This is a genomic window from Bradyrhizobium sp. (assembly GCF_052389815.1).
Lineage (GTDB): Bacteria > Pseudomonadota > Alphaproteobacteria > Rhizobiales > Xanthobacteraceae > Bradyrhizobium.
In genome coordinates, this window is sequence record NZ_JBQTHN010000016.1 from 25,189 (window position 1) to 41,575 (window position 16,387).

12 protein-coding genes and 1 tRNA gene are annotated in these 16,387 nt (G+C 60.5%); 4 read left to right on the plus strand and 9 right to left on the minus strand.

Annotated elements, in window-relative coordinates; genetic code table 11:
- Positions 1-31: 31 nt before the first annotated feature.
- Positions 32-1,003, plus strand: coding sequence for a YVTN family beta-propeller repeat protein (locus ACT4OC_RS03930; RefSeq protein ID WP_444837700.1), 972 nt, complete (start codon positions 32-34; stop codon positions 1,001-1,003).
- 71 nt (positions 1,004-1,074) lie between these two features.
- Here ACT4OC_RS03930 and ACT4OC_RS03935 read toward each other — a convergent pair whose 3' ends face one another.
- Positions 1,075-1,470, minus strand: a complete 396-nt coding sequence (locus ACT4OC_RS03935; RefSeq protein ID WP_444837701.1) for an addiction module antidote protein — start codon at positions 1,468-1,470, stop codon at positions 1,075-1,077.
- Positions 1,467-1,622, minus strand: a complete 156-nt coding sequence (locus ACT4OC_RS03940) for a hypothetical protein (protein WP_444837783.1) — start codon at positions 1,620-1,622, stop codon at positions 1,467-1,469. Before ACT4OC_RS03940 ends, ACT4OC_RS03935 begins: the two co-directional genes overlap by 4 nt.
- A 585-nt stretch (positions 1,623-2,207) precedes the next feature.
- Between ACT4OC_RS03940 and ACT4OC_RS03945 the strand changes: the two genes are divergently transcribed.
- Positions 2,208-3,173 (plus strand): hypothetical protein, encoded by a 966-nt coding sequence (locus tag ACT4OC_RS03945; RefSeq protein ID WP_444837784.1) that lies wholly within the window; start codon positions 2,208-2,210, stop codon positions 3,171-3,173.
- A gap of 118 nt (positions 3,174-3,291) precedes the next feature.
- On the opposite strand, the gene ACT4OC_RS03950 is transcribed toward ACT4OC_RS03945, so the two are convergent.
- The 5 genes from ACT4OC_RS03950 to ACT4OC_RS03970 form a co-directional block, all read right to left on the minus strand.
- Positions 3,292-5,109 (minus strand): DEAD/DEAH box helicase, encoded by a 1,818-nt coding sequence (locus ACT4OC_RS03950; protein ID WP_444837702.1) that lies wholly within the window; start codon positions 5,107-5,109, stop codon positions 3,292-3,294.
- Between the two features lie 290 nt (positions 5,110-5,399).
- Positions 5,400-6,320: an SWIM zinc finger family protein gene (locus ACT4OC_RS03955; protein WP_444837703.1), complete on the minus strand. Its 921-nt coding sequence runs from the start codon at positions 6,318-6,320 to the stop codon at positions 5,400-5,402.
- 3 nt (positions 6,321-6,323) lie between these two features.
- Positions 6,324-9,026 (minus strand): DEAD/DEAH box helicase, encoded by a 2,703-nt coding sequence (locus ACT4OC_RS03960; protein ID WP_444837704.1) that lies wholly within the window; start codon positions 9,024-9,026, stop codon positions 6,324-6,326.
- Positions 9,027-9,352: 326 nt separating this feature from the next.
- The gene (locus ACT4OC_RS03965; RefSeq protein WP_444837705.1) at positions 9,353-9,622 is read right to left on the minus strand and encodes a type II toxin-antitoxin system Phd/YefM family antitoxin; all 270 of its coding nucleotides are present in this window, start codon (positions 9,620-9,622) and stop codon (positions 9,353-9,355) included.
- Complete coding sequence (locus tag ACT4OC_RS03970) at positions 9,592-9,885, minus strand: type II toxin-antitoxin system RelE family toxin (protein ID WP_444837706.1); 294 nt, start codon at positions 9,883-9,885, stop codon at positions 9,592-9,594. Before ACT4OC_RS03970 ends, ACT4OC_RS03965 begins: the two co-directional genes overlap by 31 nt.
- A 554-nt stretch (positions 9,886-10,439) precedes the next feature.
- Between ACT4OC_RS03970 and acs the strand changes: the two genes are divergently transcribed.
- Entirely contained in the window at positions 10,440-12,470 is a 2,031-nt protein-coding gene (gene acs / locus ACT4OC_RS03975; protein WP_444837707.1) for an acetate--CoA ligase, read from the plus strand.
- Positions 12,471-12,526: 56 nt separating this feature from the next.
- Complete coding sequence (locus tag ACT4OC_RS03980) at positions 12,527-12,784, plus strand: hypothetical protein (RefSeq protein WP_444837708.1); 258 nt, start codon at positions 12,527-12,529, stop codon at positions 12,782-12,784.
- Between the two features lie 512 nt (positions 12,785-13,296).
- Here the strand turns inward: ACT4OC_RS03980 and ACT4OC_RS03985 are convergent.
- Complete coding sequence (locus ACT4OC_RS03985) at positions 13,297-16,071, minus strand: UPF0182 family membrane protein (protein WP_444837785.1); 2,775 nt, start codon at positions 16,069-16,071, stop codon at positions 13,297-13,299.
- A 235-nt stretch (positions 16,072-16,306) separates the two neighbouring features.
- A tRNA-Glu gene (locus tag ACT4OC_RS03990) sits at positions 16,307-16,382 on the minus strand.
- Positions 16,383-16,387: the final 5 nt, after the last annotated feature.

The window sequence follows — 16,387 nt, forward strand, 5'->3', positions numbered from 1 at the left end:
ACCCGGCTGCACCGAGAAGGGGATGCCATCGATGCCGCGCCGTTGCCTGCCGGCCTGCCTCGCCGTTCTGTTCCTGCTGACGGCGCCGGCCAACGCCTTCGTCGCCTACGTCTCGAATGAGAAGGCAAACTCGGTATCCGTGATCGACACCGCGACCTGGACCGTCACCTCGACCATCAAGGTCGGGCAGCGCCCGCGCGGCATCGAGCTCACGCGCGACGGCAGGTTCGTGCTGGTCGCGGTTGGCGACGACGACACCATTCAGATGATCGATACGGCGAGCCGACAGATCGCCGGCACCCTGCCCTCGGGCCCCGATCCGGAACTGTTCGTGCAGGACGCCGCCGGCAAGATCCTCTACGTTGCCAACGAGAACGACAACACGGTTGCCGTGATAGACATCGAGAGCCGCGCGCGCCTCGGCGAACTGGAGGTCGGCGTCGAGCCGGAAGGTATGGCCATCAGCCCCGACGGGGCGATGCTGGTCAGCACCTCGGAATCCACCAACATGGCGCATTTCATCGACACGGCGACGCGCAGGATCGTGGCCAATGTCCTGGTCGATGCACGGCCGCGCTTTGCGGAGTACAAGCGCGACGGCTCGGAGGTATGGGTATCGTCCGAAATCGGCGGCACCGTCTCGGTGATCGATCCCGCCAGGCGTTCGGTCGCCAAGCGGATTCAATTCGCCGTTCCCGGACTGCGAAAGGAGGCCATTCAGCCCGTCGGCATCGCCATCACAGCGGACAGCAGGACGGCGTTCGTTGCCCTCGGCCCCGCCAACCGGATCGCGGTCGTCGATGCGTCCAGCCATCAGGTGACCAAATATCTGCTGGTCGGCCAACGCGTCTGGCACATGGCCTTCACGCCGGACCAGAAGTATCTGCTGGCGACCAACGGCCTGTCGAACGACGTTTCCGTCATCGACGTCGCCGCGCTCAAGGTCGTCAAGACCATCCAGGTCGGCGAACAGCCCTGGGGCATCGCAATCTCGCGACAATGAAGACTGGCGGCATCGACCACCCTTGCTGCGCCGCGCTGGTATGAGCAGGACAGTGCAGCCTCGCTCGCCACCTACGCCGCTGTCAGCTTGCGGGCCTTCTTCGCTCGCGCCGGCAACCTGCTTTCGACTGAAAACCCGACATTCAGCGCCCTCATGATGGTGGCAATCGTTTCGAAACGCGGCTTGGCACCATGCGCAAGTGTCTTGTACAGGCTTTCCCGGCCGAGACCGGACGCCTTCGCGACCTCCGCCATGCCGCGCGCCTTGGCCACGTCACCAAGCGCCTTGAGCAGTACGCCGGGGTCTTCGTCGCTGGCGGCGAGCGAAAGATACTCCGCAATCGTTTCCTCGCTATCGAGGTAATCAGCGACCTCGAATGGCGCGTAAGCAACTTTTGGCTTCGCGCTGGACTTGGCGCTGGATTTGGCTTTGGACTTGGCTTTGGGCTTGGCTTTGGCCTTCTTCATCGTCCGCTTTCCTTCAATTCCCTCGCCATGCGCTTTGCCCTGGCAATATCGCGGCGCTGGCTGGACCTGTCGCCACCGCAAAGCAGCACATAGACAGCGGCACCATGACGCACGAAATAGACACGGAATCCCGAACAATGGTGGATTCGCATTTCCGAGACGCCTTCGCCCACCGGCTCGCAATCCCCGAAATTACCCAGGGATCTTGCGACAGCCGGTGGAGTATCCGCGCCCTGGTCCTCTGGTCTTTCAAGCCATTCAGCCAATCGGAAAAGACGGATGACCGAATGAGCGTGTTCATGGCCTGATGTATCTAATTGGATACAGATTATCAAGTAGAAGCCGCGCTTCCTGACCGAACGGGATGGGACGCATTCCAACCGCGATCGTCGATCGAAGCGGGCGATGCGGCCCGACCTGATGTACGCCGCCGTGCTCTATCTCGCCGCAACGGGCTACGCGCTGAACAGGATCTTCCTCGCGCTGGAAGCGCGGATGGTGCCGTGGATGGGCAGGTCGTGAGGCCTGGCGTGCGGCGGCGGCCGCCGGCATTCAAAAATGTGCTTGCTCGCCAACCTGCGTTTCAGGACTGCAAAGCGGAAGATAATCGACTATCATCTGCGTAGATCGGCCGAATGCGGCCATCGAATCCGCGATTGCCGGATCACTACCGGAGCAGCAACCGAACCGGGAAAGTGTCAAGGAAGATGGGGGATGTTCCGTTTCTGCAGTCGGGAATGCACCTTCTCAAGAGGCTTTGTCTCGTCGGCACAATTGCCGTTTGGGGGACGGCTGCATCCCTTGCAACGGAGCAACCGTCCGACATTCCGGCCTGGCTGCGGAGCCACATCGGCGAAGGCGAGGGTCAGATCGCCCAGGTGGTCTTGCAGAGGGCGCGCGCGCTCTATCTGAAGAAGGTGGCCGAAGGCATCGTCAAAAATCCCTGCTATTTTGCCATGGACGCGACGCGTCCCAACGGCGGCAGAATGGGGAAGCGGTTCTACACGATCTGCGAAGCCGACCGGTCGTTTCGTGCGGTCTCCACGGGTCATGGCAGCGGCCGCAACATGAAGGGTGTCCCGAACTTCGCGAACGGAAGGGAATGCGTGAAGAATTTTGGCAATGCGCTGGATTCCTATCTGACGACCGGCGGCGCCTACGTGACGGCCGAGACGAGAACCTCGTTCAAGGGCTATTATCGCAACTCCGCCAAACAGGATGCCGCCTTGATGCGCTCGTTCGTTCAGTTCGACGGCGAGGGAGAGACCGCCAATGCCAGGGAGCGCGCCATCGGCGGGCATCCGGCCGTTTTGCTGAGGAAGATACGTTATCGCTGGAGGCCGCGCAGTCCGCACGCGAATGAACACGGCTGTGGTCCGGTAGGCACGCTCGAGGACTACGCCGGCGGACGCAGCAACGGGTGCACGACCTGGTCGCGGTCCGACGCAGAAAAAATCATTCCATTGCTCAAGGATCCGACGACGCTCTACATCTACCCGGAATCGGAGGACATCAAGGCGGTCGCGCAAGCCGTCTCGGCTCGCAAGCCGCATTTGCGCAACAGCTCCTATTGGAACGCCGTCTGCCTGAAGCAAATCGGCGCCCCGAAATTCTGGTCAAGAGAGCAGCTCGAACCGCTCCTCGCCCAGTACCACAGGGATCCGGAACCGGCCCCCAGCCGCCCGGCGACCTGCAAGCCGTAGATTGTTCTGCTTCTCTCAATCCGCTGTACACGCAGCGGTTCGCCGGAGGTCGTCTTTCTGATCCGTTACCGCGCGAGTGCGTCCTACCAATACAAGGACAAGCAATATGGGTTCTGGTCTACGCGATCAACCGCTGCACCAGCGCCGACTCACTTGAGTACGTCAAAAGTGCCTCGTGAGTCGCCCGAGTGACCCCAACGTACGTTAGTCGAACACATTCCTCCACCGGCTCGCCGTGGCGGCCGAGCAAGCCCAATCCCGCAATAGCGACGCACGGAAACTCGAGCCCTTTCGCGGTGTGCATGCTCAAAAACCGCACCGCCATCCGTTTCGTCGAAACTCTGTTCCTGTTGTTTTTGGCCATATCGATCGGCACTTCATGCTTGGTGAGTATCTGAGCGACCCGCTCCCCAATCCAGTGCTCCGGATAAAGGCAAGCCATTTGCGCCCACTCGTACCCTGCCTTTTTGCGCCCGAGAAACCACTCGGCGACGCAGTGAGCTTCTGCGTCGATGCTGACACACTGCCGCACGTCTGGCACCAGTCCCTGCCGACCCGCATCTTCCGGCATCAGGATGGCGTGCTCATCATCGGCCGTCGTTCCAGGAGCGCCGATCACGTCTGAAGCAAAGCGTCTCGCGAAGGCAACGATCTGGGCTGTGTTGCGGTAGTTGACTTTTAGCACGGTCGTTCTGCCCTTCGCTTCAATTCCGAGCTGACTCCACACCGGGCGCTCACGCCCTTTGTAGATGGCCTGTATATCGTCGTAGACGACCATCAGCGCCTTCGTATGCGGGTTCACCATCTTGGCCGCAAGCGCGAGCCATTGCGGCTCGAAGTCGTGTGCCTCGTCGACCAGGACAGCGTCGTACTGTGCCGTTGGGATATGCCCCTGATCTACAGCCTTCACGACCTCGGTAACGCTCGCAGCCAGTCGCTTTGCGTAGTCCGGATATTCTCGCTCGGATGGGGCGGGAATCCCGAAAGTCCGCAGCATCCGGTAACACCATGAATGAAAGGTGAGGACCTGAACACGGTCCTCCACGCCGCGATTCTGCATCGCATCCTCAAGTCGCCCAGCGATGCCATTGGCGTAGCACAGGATGAGCACCGGCTTTGTCGCCGTACGCGCCAGATATTCGGCTCGAAAGGCAAGGATCAGCGTCTTACCCGATCCAGCAACGCCGCGAATAATTCGATGCCCCTCTCCCAAGCTGCGCGCAATCTGCTCCTGATGCATGTCCATGACTGCAAGCGTCCGGTCGGATGGATCGGGCACCATCGCTTCGTCCAGAGGTAGAGCAATCTGTCGTATGCGGATCTCGGGAAAGAGCAGCGCACGCAGCCGGTCGAACTGCGGCATCGACAGAGGCTCTCCGAGACGCGGATAAACCATGCGCCACAATCTGGACCGGAATTCTTCAGGGTCCGCGCCCTCCGTCATTTCATCCTTGAACACACATAGATGCTCGGCGAACACCTCCTTGAGATTGGTCTGATCGAACTGCTTGCGCGTGATATTCGTGAATACTGCCCCGAACCCGAAAGGAAGGATGGGTCTGCCCATGAAACGATGACCGGCCGGAAACAGCAATTGCCCATCCCGCTCCAGCGAGCGCACGACCTCGAAGGTATACTTGCGAGCCTGCTCCAGGGGATTGCTCTCCCGCACGATGCCGCGACTCGTCAGCAGTTCGACTTTTGCCTTGTCGGCCGACACGATTGACTCCAGGCGCCAGTCCTTCACCTCAAGCACGAGCAGGCCGTTCGCTGGATGAACGATGATAAAGTCCGGATGCCGGTTGCGAGGGCCTACCGGGAGGTTGTGCCAAACGACAGCGTTCTCTTCGAGGAAGTCCTTGAGGCGCTCCGCGAGTCGCAGCTCGCCACTGGTGTCGAAGCGCGCGAAGCCCAGGCTAGGGATCAGGATTGCCATGTAACGACCAAGAGGCGGACAACCAGCTCAGAGCTTAATGCTACCTCAACACGCTTGGGATCGATGCTCACGGCTCTGCCCCTTCGCAAATCGTGCGTTTTCCCGCAGTCAGTGAGAGCAGAACTGACCTCGCTTGTAAATTGCGTCACGGAGCGCTGATGAGCCGCCCTTGTATAATTCCCACGAGAGGAAAATCAGATCGAAAGGAGTGAGGCTGGCGCGCCAGTCAGGATAGAACTGCGAACTCTTATGTCATTGAAATTTCGATATAATCTACTGGCCAGGATATATCATGCGGTATGAGACGATCGCTGGGGGCGCCGTTTCCTGGCACTTGTTCGAGTCGTTTTCTTTCCGGAGCCGACCCGACTCGCGCGATCTGAAGTATCGTCCTTTGCCGCCGGTTTCGTCTTCTTGGCAGACGTCTTCTTTCCTTTTTCCGGCTTGGACCCTTGGGGTGGCTTTGAGGCCGGGGAGGCGGGACCCGGGGTATGACCGGATTCAGCCATCTCCAGCCCGAACAGGGCGGCGACATCGCTTTCATCGAGCACCTTCGCTGCACCTGACGCCGCCCTTGTCAGCGGTGAACCTTGTCCAGCACTGGCGATCAATTCATTTTCGTCCACGTTGCGCAGTACGAAAAGAAGCTGAGGTCTTTCGTCGAGCCTGGCGCCGACGCCATACAGGACCGCCGCAACGTGCTTGCACATGTCCGCCCAATCCGGACAGCTACAGGACAGCTTGATTTCCGCCGGCGACGGAAACAGGCCGTCCCCCTCTCGACAGACCCGGTCCATGACGCCTTTCGCCAAGCGGCCCTGCAGGAGTTCAACCAGCGAATCGACGGTTCCGGCGCAGTCCCGGCATATGGATTTCCAGCGTGCCGGCGTAACCGGCGCAATGGCAATCTTGATCCGGTAGAGTTCAGAGCCGGCGACCATTGCGGCGATCTGGCCCTTGGTCATTTGCAGATCGACAACGGAACCGTTTCGGACATAGGACCGGCCGCGCGGCAAGCGATTCGCATAATCGCTGTATCGTTCGAGGTTAACGCACCAGGACTTGCCCCAGAAGCTGTTGGCAATCGTGCGGCCGTCGATCTTCACGGGTGCAATGGACCGTCCCTGCTTTTTGAGCTTGGCCAGCTTGCGTTCCGCCTGCCGCCGCCTCTCGGCCACCGATACGTAGGGATGCCATTCGTAGTAGCTCATTCGTCATCCCTCCTTCATCGCCGCGCCCAGATCGAGAGTCACGAGTTTAAGCAACTCCTCGTCCCTCATCTCAGTCAACAGGATGTCGGCTCCGCCGCTGAGGAAATCCCCAGCCAATTGCTTCTTCGACTCGATCATATCGTCGATCTTTTCCTCCACGGTGCCGCGACAGACGAACTTGTGCACGAGCACATTCCTGGTCTGCCCGATCCGGAAGGCGCGGTCGGTGGCCTGGTTTTCGACGGCCGGATTCCACCACCTGTCGAAATGGATGACATGCGAGGCCGCGGTGAGATTGAGCCCGGTACCGCCCGCCTTGACCGAGAGCACGAAGAACGGGACGCTTTCGTCTTCCTGAAACCGGCGCACCAGCTCCTTGCGCTTCCTGACCTCCGTCTCGCCGTGCAGGACGAGGCCGGGCCTTCCGAACACGGAACCGAGGAACGCTGCGAGGGGCGACGTTGTCTCCCTGAACTGGGTGAAGACCAGGGCCTTTTCCTGCCGGGCCGCAACCACTTCCGCGATGTCGCGCAGACGCCCGAGCTTACCGCTGTCCTCTTCATCCCACGCGCCGTCCCCGAGCCAATGCGATGGATGGTTGCAGATCTGCTTCAGCCGCATGAGAGAGGCCAGGACGATGCCCCTGCGCTCGATGCCATCGGCATGTTCGAGATGGCCGGCCAGCTCCGTCACCGCTTGCTGATAGAGCGCCGCCTGCTTGCGGCTCAAAGGGCAGAAGGTTTTCACCTCGGTCTTGTCGGGCAGGTCGGCAATGATGCTCTTGTCGGTCTTCAATCGCCGCAGGATATAAGGGCGCACCAGGTCGCGGAGCGGGCCATAAGGATTGTGTGGCCTGTCGGCGAGGCGTTTGACGAATGAAGAAAACTCCTTTGACGATCCCAACAGGCCCGGATTGATGAAGTCGAAGATCGACCACAGGTCACCGAGCCTGTTCTCGACGGGCGTACCGGTCAGCGCTATGCGCATTTCGGCCTTGAGCTTCTTGACCGACTTTGTCTGCTTGGCCGCCGGATTCTTGATGGCCTGCGCCTCATCGAGCACCACGAACCGCCAGGATGCGTCTTGCAGCCCGGCCGTGCGCGTCAGAAAGCCGTAGCTCGTGATGACGAGATCGACATCTGCGAATTTGTCCGCACCGTGGCTGATTGGCGTCTCGGACGACGATGCGGATGGATGGACGACGATGGTCTTCAGGCTTGGTGCAAACCGGGCAATCTCCGCGCCCCAATTGGCCAACAGCGAGGCAGGGGCGACGAGCAGGCACGGTTTCCGATTTTCCTTCTCCTCGTTCTTGAGCACCAGCAACAGCGACAATATCTGGATGGTCTTGCCGAGCCCCATATCGTCGGCAAGGCAAGCCCCCAGCTTGAGCTGCGTCAGCAGATAGAGCCATTGCACACCCGAGTGCTGATAGGGTCGCAGTGTACCCTTGAGCTCCCGACCTGGGCCGACCTGCGCGCGCCCGTCGGGATGGCGCAGGGACGCAAGCTTCTCCGCCAGCCAGGGACCGGCCACGATCTGGCTCCAGTCGAGACCGGCCGGCCCAGCAACCTCATCTCCGGCCATGCCGGCCCCGGCCAGCATGCGCATCGCCTCGATGAACGAAAGGCCATCGGCGACTGCGCGACGCTCGACGGCCTCGAATTGTTCGAGCGTGCGACTCAGTCGTTCATGATCGACCTCGACCCATTTGCCGCGAATGAAGGCCAACCCTTCGGAATGCGCCAGCAGCTGCTTGATCTCGCCCTTCGAGAGGGTTTCACCCTCGAGCGTCACCTCCATTTGAAAGTCGAGCAGCGCATCCATGCCCACTTGTGACGGCGCATTGCCCCCAACCGTCGCCTTCACTTGCGGCCGTGTAGGGCGGTTCATGCGCCAGCTCGCCGGCATGCGCACGATCACGCCGGCACTTTCGAGCGCGGGAGCATCCTTCAGGAATTGCAGAGCCTGTTGCGGGCTCCAGCGCAGCGGGTGAAAGATGTCGCCCGCATCGACCATGGTCCTCAACCAGGGACAACTCTCGGCGGCGCGCTGGACCGGCACCAGCAACGAGAGCAGGCGTTCGCGGTTTCTCGCACCGGCATATTCCTGCAAGGCCTTGCCGAGCGGCAGATGCTGGGCTCTGGCCTCGATCGAAAGCCGGGTCGTATAAGTCGCAAGAAACGCGAACGGGGCATCCTCGTCCTTCCGGTTCTCCGCAAGGTTGAAATGAACGCGCCCGACCAGGTTCCAGGCCGGATGACGCCTTTTGAGGAACTCCTGCACCGAGAGCTTGGCTTGCGACAGTTCGGCATCGAAGGCCGCATCCATGCCTCGCCAAAGATCGGCCAGAACGGCCGCTGTCAAATATTCCGCACCGATCATGGGCGGAACGGCCGCCGCCATCACGTCCAACTCGCCATCCGCGGGAATTGGCACAGGCGGCTTGGTACGACCGTCTCCGACACCGGGAAGAGCGCACAGCGCGGTCACGTAGCGCACGCCAAGCTCTCGCCAATACGACACCGCCAGCGGCAGGGCCGTCCCGACCTCGTTGGCGCCGAGCCACAACAGCCCGTGGCCGGAGCCCCGAATAAATGCCTGCTCCAGCCGCAAGCCTTGATCGGCCTGCCGCGCGGCAGCTTCCCCCGTTTGCCGCAGCGTTAGCGCGCCGTGCGGAGTGAGAATGGGTTCCAGCGCCATCATGACGTGCGTCGTTGCGATCCCATCGGGAACATCAGCGATGATAGCGATGAGCTTCGCGCCTCATCGAGAAGCACCTCGCTATCCGCTGTTCGACCACGATGTACCAAGCGCGATCCCGGTTGGATATTCCGTTTTGCGGTTACTCACGCAAGAGTCAGTGGCGCCAGCACAGACGCAGAGTTCGCAGTCTTATTCTCATTGGTGGCAAAATGGCGCCGATGAAAATGGGCACTACTGCTTCGTTGTGGCGCTATGATGCTGCGCGCCACGCCATTCCTTCCACCTGCCTGACCTGCGCGCGCTCCGACGCGAGCTGTGGGTATGGGCTATTCAATGTCCTCGAGCCTCGTCCCACGTCCCGCACGCAGACTGTCTCGCGCCTGCTCGATACGACGCAGGAAGCGCGGGTCATGTTCGAGACGGTACTCGAACCAGTCCTCTTCGGACTCGAAGCCGATCAGAACGCCAGCAGGCTTGCCATGGCGCGTGATAACAATCTCCCGCGTCTCGGCTTCGCGAAGAAAGCGAGAAAGGTCGTCCTTAACCTCGGACAGCGGAACTTCCTTCATTCCGGATTTACGAATTGTGCGAGCCATGACTCGGCCTCCGACTTGGCCACGATCGCCAAAACTTCGACGGTCGTGCCGGATACATCATAGAATACCCGGACATCGTCCACCCGCAGCCGAGACTGCGGACGGAATAGTCCTCCCAATCGCTTGATGCGACTGCGGCTCGTTTTCTCAGGTTCGTGTCTCAGATGCGTTTCGAGCGCAGCCCGCACGGTCGCCCTATCATTTGCCGTCAGCCTTCTGAGGTCTCCGACAGCTTCAGGAGCAAGGATGATCTCGAAAGGCATTCTGGCCAGATCATAGCCAGAATAGCGCGAACGTCAAACTATCGGCACACGGCCCATCCTGCATCGAACGATAGCGCAAGGACGGCGACGTCGGAGCTGCTGCAGCGTGCTCTGGCGTAAGTGGCGCGCCACTCAGAATATAACTGCGAACTCTTATGTCACTGAAATACCGATATAAATCCTGCAGCGTGAATTTCCTCGAGCGAGGATCGTCGATCTTAGTTGGCGTAGAAACGTAACGTCCGTTGCAGGGCGGGCGGGTTCCATCACGCCAGACAGGCTATCCGCCGGGAGCGGTCTGTGTGAGAGGCAGAGAGGGAGAAAACCTCGCCAAGCTGGCTGAAACGATTTAAACTTTGCTGGCTCGTTACGCCCCCGCTGGGCGTTCGGCACGAATTGCGCTCCCGCCATGGCATAGGGGGTGCCGGATGATCGGATTTCTTCGACATGCCTTCTTGAAGCGGCCTCGCGCTGCGAGCGCCGCGCGCGTCTGCGCGAGAGCACCACACCGCCCATGTGATTTCGAGGCTACGCGATAGCTTGGGAGACAGCGTATGGCACATACAACAACAGCAGAAGTGTCGGAAGCCGAGATCGCGGTCCACTGGCAGGAAGAAAACTACGTCAACCCGCCGGAGCGATTTGTCGCGCAGGCCAACCTGACGGACAAAGCGGTCTTCGACCGATTCAGCCTCGATAACGTCCCGGACTGCTTCAAGGAGTACGCCGATCTTCTTCACTGGTACCGGCCCTGGGACGTCACGCTTGATACGAGCAATCCGCCGTTCTGGCGATGGTTCGTCGGCGGCAGGATCAACGCCAGTTACAACTGCGTCGATCGCCATCTCGCCAAGTACAGAAACAAGACCGCGATCCACTTCGTCCCTGAGCCGGAGCACGAAGCGATCCAGCACGTCACCTACCAGGAGCTCTATGTGCGCGTGAACGAGGTCGCTGCATTGTTGCGAGATGGCTGCGGTCTCAAGAAGGGCGACCGGGTGACGCTGCACATGCCGATGGTGCCGGAGCTTCCGATCACGATGCTCGCATGCGCCAGGCTCGGGATCATTCACTCGCAGGTCTTTAGCGGCTTCAGCGGGAAGGCCACGGCAGATCGCATCGTCGATTCCGAAAGCCGTGTGCTGATCACAATGGACGCCTATTGTCGTGGCGGCCAGCTTCTCGATCACAAGGAGAAAGCAGACGTCGCAGTCAGCGAGGCGGAGAAGGAAGGCGTCAAGGTCGAGAAGGTGCTGGTATGGCAGAGATATCCGGGGCAATACTCGAGCAAAACGCCGCTGGTTGGAGGCCGCGATTTCGTCATGAACGAGATGTTGTCGGCCTATCGGCACCGCCGGGTCGACCCCGTGGAAATGCCTGCGGAAGATCCGCTGTTCCTGATGTACACCAGTGGCACCACCGGGAGGCCGAAGGGATGTCAGCACGGCACCGGCGGATATCTGTCCTACGTCGCGGGAACGTCGAAATACATTCAGGACATCCATCCGGAGGATGTTTACTGGTGCATGGCCGATATTGGCTGGATCACGGGGCACTCCTACATCGTCTATGGGCCACTGGCGCTCGCCGCCTCGTCGGTGGTGTACGAGGGGCTTCCTACCTATCCCGACGCAGGGCGTCCGTGGCGCATCGCCGAAGAGCTCGACGTAAATATCTTTCATACCTCGCCGACAGCAATACGGGCGCTTCGGCGCGCCGGGCCTGACGAGCCGCTCAGGTACAATCATCACTTCAAGCATATGACCACCGTGGGCGAGCCCATCGAACCGGCAGTATGGAAGTGGTACCACGAGATCGTCGGCAAGGGCGAGGCGGCCATCGTCGACACCTGGTGGCAAACGGAGAACGGCGGCTTTCTGTGCAGTACAGTACCGGCTCTCGACCCGATGAAGCCGGGAAGCGCAGGGCCGGGCGTGCCGGGCATTCACCCGATCATCTATGACGAGGCCGGCGCCGAGATTCCACCGCGCTCTGGCCGTGCCGGAAACATCTGCATCCAAAACCCGTGGCCGGGTTCATTTCAGACGATCTGGAAAGACCCCGACCGCTTCGTCCAACAGTACTACGCGCGCTACTGCAAGGACCGAACGAGCCGCAACTGGCGTGATTGGCCGTACATGGCCGGCGACGGCGCTCTGCAGGCGGCCGATGGCTATTATCGGATCCTGGGTCGAATCGACGATGTCATCAACGTGGCCGGGCATAGGCTTGGGACCAAGGAGATCGAGTCCGCCAGCCTGCTTGTCGAGGAGATCGCCGAGGCGGCAGTGGTTCCTGCCAGGGACGAAATCAAAGGCAAGGTCCCCGATCTCTACGTATCGCTGAAGCCCGGGCTCGCCCCCAGCGAGGACATCCGCAAGCGAGTGGAGGACTCTGTGATCCGTGAGATAGGGGCGATCGCTCGTCCGCGCCGTGTCGTGATTGTCCCCGATATGCCAAAGACCCGTTCCGGAAAGATCATGCGCCGCGTTCTCGGGGCGATTTCGAACAACGAGGACGCCGGCGACATCTCGACGCTGGCCAATCCCGAGATCGTCGATGAGATTCGCAAGATGAAATCCTAGTCCGCGGTCTTCGCGGCTTGTCCCGCGAAACGCATCGGACAGAACACGGAGGAGCGATGGGCACAAACGAAATCGTGGAATGCATCCGGCCATTGCTGGCGAGGTTCTCCGAGGATGAGGAGGTCGTGCGTCGGTTAGTGGCGACGGACGGAACCTTCGACGCGCTTTGCCACCAATATCGCCGCGTCACTGATCTCCTTAAAGCTCACGAGGCGGAAGCTGGTCAGGAGGCGGAAATTGAGTGGCTCGAGAAACGCCGGGCTAGTCTGGAAGAAGAATTGCTGACGCGCATTGAGGGATATCAGCCGCAGTAGTGCTACGCCGAAGAGGCGCGGAGCGCACAGCAGTCACGGATGGCGAGAGCCGAGTGTCCGGCGGGCGATCGGGTCGCTGGCACGTCTCAGCAGAGCGACGCGCGCTGTCGCGGAGCCGCTGGATCGCGCTGCAGATCGATGCGATCCTGCTCGTCTCGGCCCTGGGCGAAATTGCCAATGCGGCCATCCATGTTGCGATCGGTAATAAGCACTGGCCCAAAATTAATTTTGTCCCAGGTGGGTGCGGGCGTAGCCTCGTTGGCGGATCGCGCGAGGCTGCCCACGCCAGCAGAGCCCGAGCGGGTCGCTCCCGCCAGCGCCAGTCGAAGTGGGCCCGATCCACGCGTTTGGTGCACCAGAACGGCGCTGGCAACAGCGCCGTTCTTATTCTTCCGAGGCAGCGCACAGATTTTCTCCTCCCGCTGCAGATCGATGCGATTGGGCGGGCGGCTGGGGAAGGATGTTCGCGTTAGGTGGAGAAAGGAGGCGGCACCGGACTGCGGATCGGGACCCTAATGGCCGGCGGAGTCTCGGTTCATTTCCTCCAAAAGCTCGCGCATTGCATCGAACTGCGTACCGAAGCCCTTCCAATCTCCGGACTTCAATCGCTCCACGGCTTGATTGTAGCGATCGAGCGCCTCCCGTGCCTGACCTGTGCGGGGCCTCCCCCCCGGCATGCTTGGGATTGCCGGCGCTGCATCGGGTTGAATGAACAGCGCTGACAAGGCCTCGGCGAGCGTCTCCTTCATCACCACATGTTCGCCGTAGGCTGCGATCACGCGTTTCAGTTCCGGCAGATGTCCGTGCTCCGCCCGCAGATAGAGCGGCGTTACATAAAGGATCGAGTTCTCGATCGGGATCACAAGCAAGTTCGCACCGCGTATCACCCGCGAGCCCATCTGATTCCACAGCGTGATTTGTTGCGAAATCTCGGTACTCTGATTGATCCGCGCTTCGATCTGGAACGGCCCGTAGACGAGCTTCTCCTTGGGAAATTCGTAGACGATCAGCTTGCCGTAGTCGGGCGCGTCGCAGCGCGCGGCAAGCCACGCGATCATGTTGTCGCGGCGGCTAGGCACCATCGGAAGCATGAGAAAGAACTCGGCCTGCGGCTCGCCGGGCAGCCGCATGATGATGTAATAGGGCGCCATCATTGCAACGCCGCCGCCGCCCGGCTGGCGCGGAAACTGCCAGAGATCCTCGCGGTTATAGAAAACGTCGGCCGCCTCCATGTGATATGTCTGATAGAGCCGCGCCTGAATCAGGAACAGGTCCTCCGGATAGCGAATGTGCCTCTGCAGGTCCGCCGGCATAGCCGCGAACGGCTTGAACAAGCTCGGAAAGATGCGCTGGAAGGTTGCCGCGACCGGGTCGCCGGTGTCCATCAGATAGAAGTCGACGGTCCCGTTATAGGCGTCGACAATGACCTTCACTGAGTTGCGGATGTAGTTGAGGCCCAGCCCTTGCGCAGGCTCCGCATAGGGGAAATAGGAACTCACCGTATAGGCATCCTGTATCCAGAACATCCGCCCGTCGCTGATGACCAGATAAGGATCGTGATCGAGCCTGAGGAAGGGAGCGATCGTTCGTGCCCGTTGCTGGATGTTGCGGCGGATCATGATCCGGCTGTCGGCGGTGATGTAGCTTGAGAGCACCAGGTTCGGGTCGTTGAAGTAATAGGCAAGCAGGCCTCTCCACGCCATCGCTCCTATGGGAATGCCACCGGTACCGTCATAGGCCGCGTAAACATTGTCCTTTCCCTTCGGATAGTCGAACTCGGGTGTGCTCCCTTTGACGATGACGTAGCTGTCGGGTTCCTCGCCGTAGTAGATGCGCGGTTCGCGGATCTGAGGGCCTCCGTCCGCTACAGGAGGTATGTCGCGCAAATACAGGAATGGCAGCCCCTCGGTGGTCTTGCGAGTGACCGGGCTCATCACCGCGCCGATGCCGTGGGTAAACAGCACGTGGCGGTTTACCCATGTCTGAGCATTCGGCGGCAGCAAGGAGGGCCGCAGTTCGCGGGCCGAGATCATTACGCTTTGATAGGAGCCATCAAGCCAGTAGCGATCAACGTCAAGATGATGGAATTTGTAGTATGTGCGGATCTCTTGCAGTTGCGCGTAGGTGTCCGACAAGGGCAGCCAGTCCCACAGCCTGATATTCTCGATGGTCGCCTTGTTGGCGTCGAGCGTCTTCGAGGTGAGCGTTTGTTCGGCGGCAAACGGCTCGGCTGTGATCCGATCGAGATCGTATGCCTGCCGGGTGAGCGCAATGTTGCGCTCAATGTAGGGTTTCTCCAGCTCCAACTCGCTTGGTTTGACGAAGAACTGCCGGAACAGCACCGGAACTATGCCGGACAGGACGAAAGAGCCGATCACGACCAGCATGACCGCGGCGGCAGGTAGCCGGTAGGTCCTCAGCCGCAGGTTTGCCAACGCAGCAAACGCCGCAATGATCGACAGCCCGATCATCAGCCAAAGGCCCGGTAGCCCCACATACACATCGGTGTAGCTGGCGCCGACGACGACGCCGTTGTCGCCATAGAGCAGCAGATAACGGTCGAGCACGTACGACCAGGCCTTCACGACGAAAAAGAGAGCAAGCAAAGCCGAGCCATGAGCGATTGCTGTCGGTGAGATCGATCGACGATGAATGTCATATTCGATGTCGCCGTGTATCCAGTAGATCGCTGCGGCGAACAGCGCACTCAGAACCAGCGTGAGCAGCATCCAGTTCTTGACGAGGATATAGGCTGGCAGCACGAAGAGATAGAAACTGATGTCCTTGTTGAAGAGCGGATCGTCTGCGCCGTAGGCAACGTGATAGAAGAACTGCAGGATGACGCCCCAATTGCCGACCTCTGCGGCGGCAACCAGCAGAGCGAGCAAACCTGCGCCGCCCGCGATGACGCCGGGCCACGGCAGCCGATCGCGCACGACCGCGAACAGGTCGGGTGGCGGCACATTGCCTGCAAGATTCGACACGAAGTCCGCGACAGTTTGCGGCGGCTGCCTTCGGGCAAAGCGCACCGCGAGCCATCCGTTCAACCAAAGGATGACCGCAGTTCCGGTCCAGACTGCAAAAAAGATGACGGCTTTGGCGCCGATTGTCGTCCAAAAAACCTGCGGAAAACCGATCGCGGTAAACCACAGCCAGTCAACCAGGAAGTCGCTCACGAGCCAGAGCAGGATCAGGCAAATCCCGACGAAGACGGCCGCAATGATGGCCCCGACCACGGCGCTTCGCCGTGGTGCCTTCCGTTCGGGTCCGGCAATCCCGATCGTCATGGTTTGATCATAGCGGAAATGAAGGACGCCTGCCGCTTGATTCGCGGGCAGGCTTGCGCGGCAGAAGGGCGCGCCGATGCTCAAAGCGCCGTCGCCCGGGACCGGCAACGGCGCAAAGCAGCCGACAAGGTGCGAAGCGGCAGGATGCAGCCGTCGGCCAGCAGTCAATTATCTAGCAACATGCTGCTCCAGAAACCGGAGCAGCATCGAATGATGCCATGGAATATCGTGGATTTGGCGCTCCCTAGGGGAATCGAACCCCTGTTTCAGCCTTGAGAGGGCTGGAAGTTTTTTCTCGGCCGGTTCACATTTGTTC

Excerpts from the sequence above, each read along its gene's own strand:
- ACT4OC_RS03985 (WP_444837785.1), bottom strand. The coding sequence starts at position 16,071 with ATGACGATCGGGATTGCCGGACCCGAACGGAAGGCACCACGGCGAAGC.
- ACT4OC_RS03935 (WP_444837701.1), bottom strand. The coding sequence starts at position 1,470 with ATGAAGAAGGCCAAAGCCAAGCCCAAAGCCAAGTCCAAAGCCAAATCC.
- ACT4OC_RS03965 (WP_444837705.1), bottom strand. The coding sequence starts at position 9,622 with ATGGCTCGCACAATTCGTAAATCCGGAATGAAGGAAGTTCCGCTGTCC.
- ACT4OC_RS03980 (WP_444837708.1), top strand. The coding sequence starts at position 12,527 with ATGGGCACAAACGAAATCGTGGAATGCATCCGGCCATTGCTGGCGAGG.
- acs (WP_444837707.1), top strand. The coding sequence starts at position 10,440 with ATGGCACATACAACAACAGCAGAAGTGTCGGAAGCCGAGATCGCGGTC.
- ACT4OC_RS03960 (WP_444837704.1), bottom strand. The coding sequence starts at position 9,026 with ATGATGGCGCTGGAACCCATTCTCACTCCGCACGGCGCGCTAACGCTG.
- ACT4OC_RS03940 (WP_444837783.1), bottom strand. The coding sequence starts at position 1,622 with ATGCGAATCCACCATTGTTCGGGATTCCGTGTCTATTTCGTGCGTCAT.
- ACT4OC_RS03970 (WP_444837706.1), bottom strand. The coding sequence starts at position 9,885 with ATGCCTTTCGAGATCATCCTTGCTCCTGAAGCTGTCGGAGACCTCAGA.
- ACT4OC_RS03950 (WP_444837702.1), bottom strand. The coding sequence starts at position 5,109 with ATGGCAATCCTGATCCCTAGCCTGGGCTTCGCGCGCTTCGACACCAGT.
- ACT4OC_RS03930 (WP_444837700.1), top strand. The coding sequence starts at position 32 with ATGCCGCGCCGTTGCCTGCCGGCCTGCCTCGCCGTTCTGTTCCTGCTG.
- ACT4OC_RS03945 (WP_444837784.1), top strand. The coding sequence starts at position 2,208 with ATGCACCTTCTCAAGAGGCTTTGTCTCGTCGGCACAATTGCCGTTTGG.
- ACT4OC_RS03955 (WP_444837703.1), bottom strand. The coding sequence starts at position 6,320 with ATGAGCTACTACGAATGGCATCCCTACGTATCGGTGGCCGAGAGGCGG.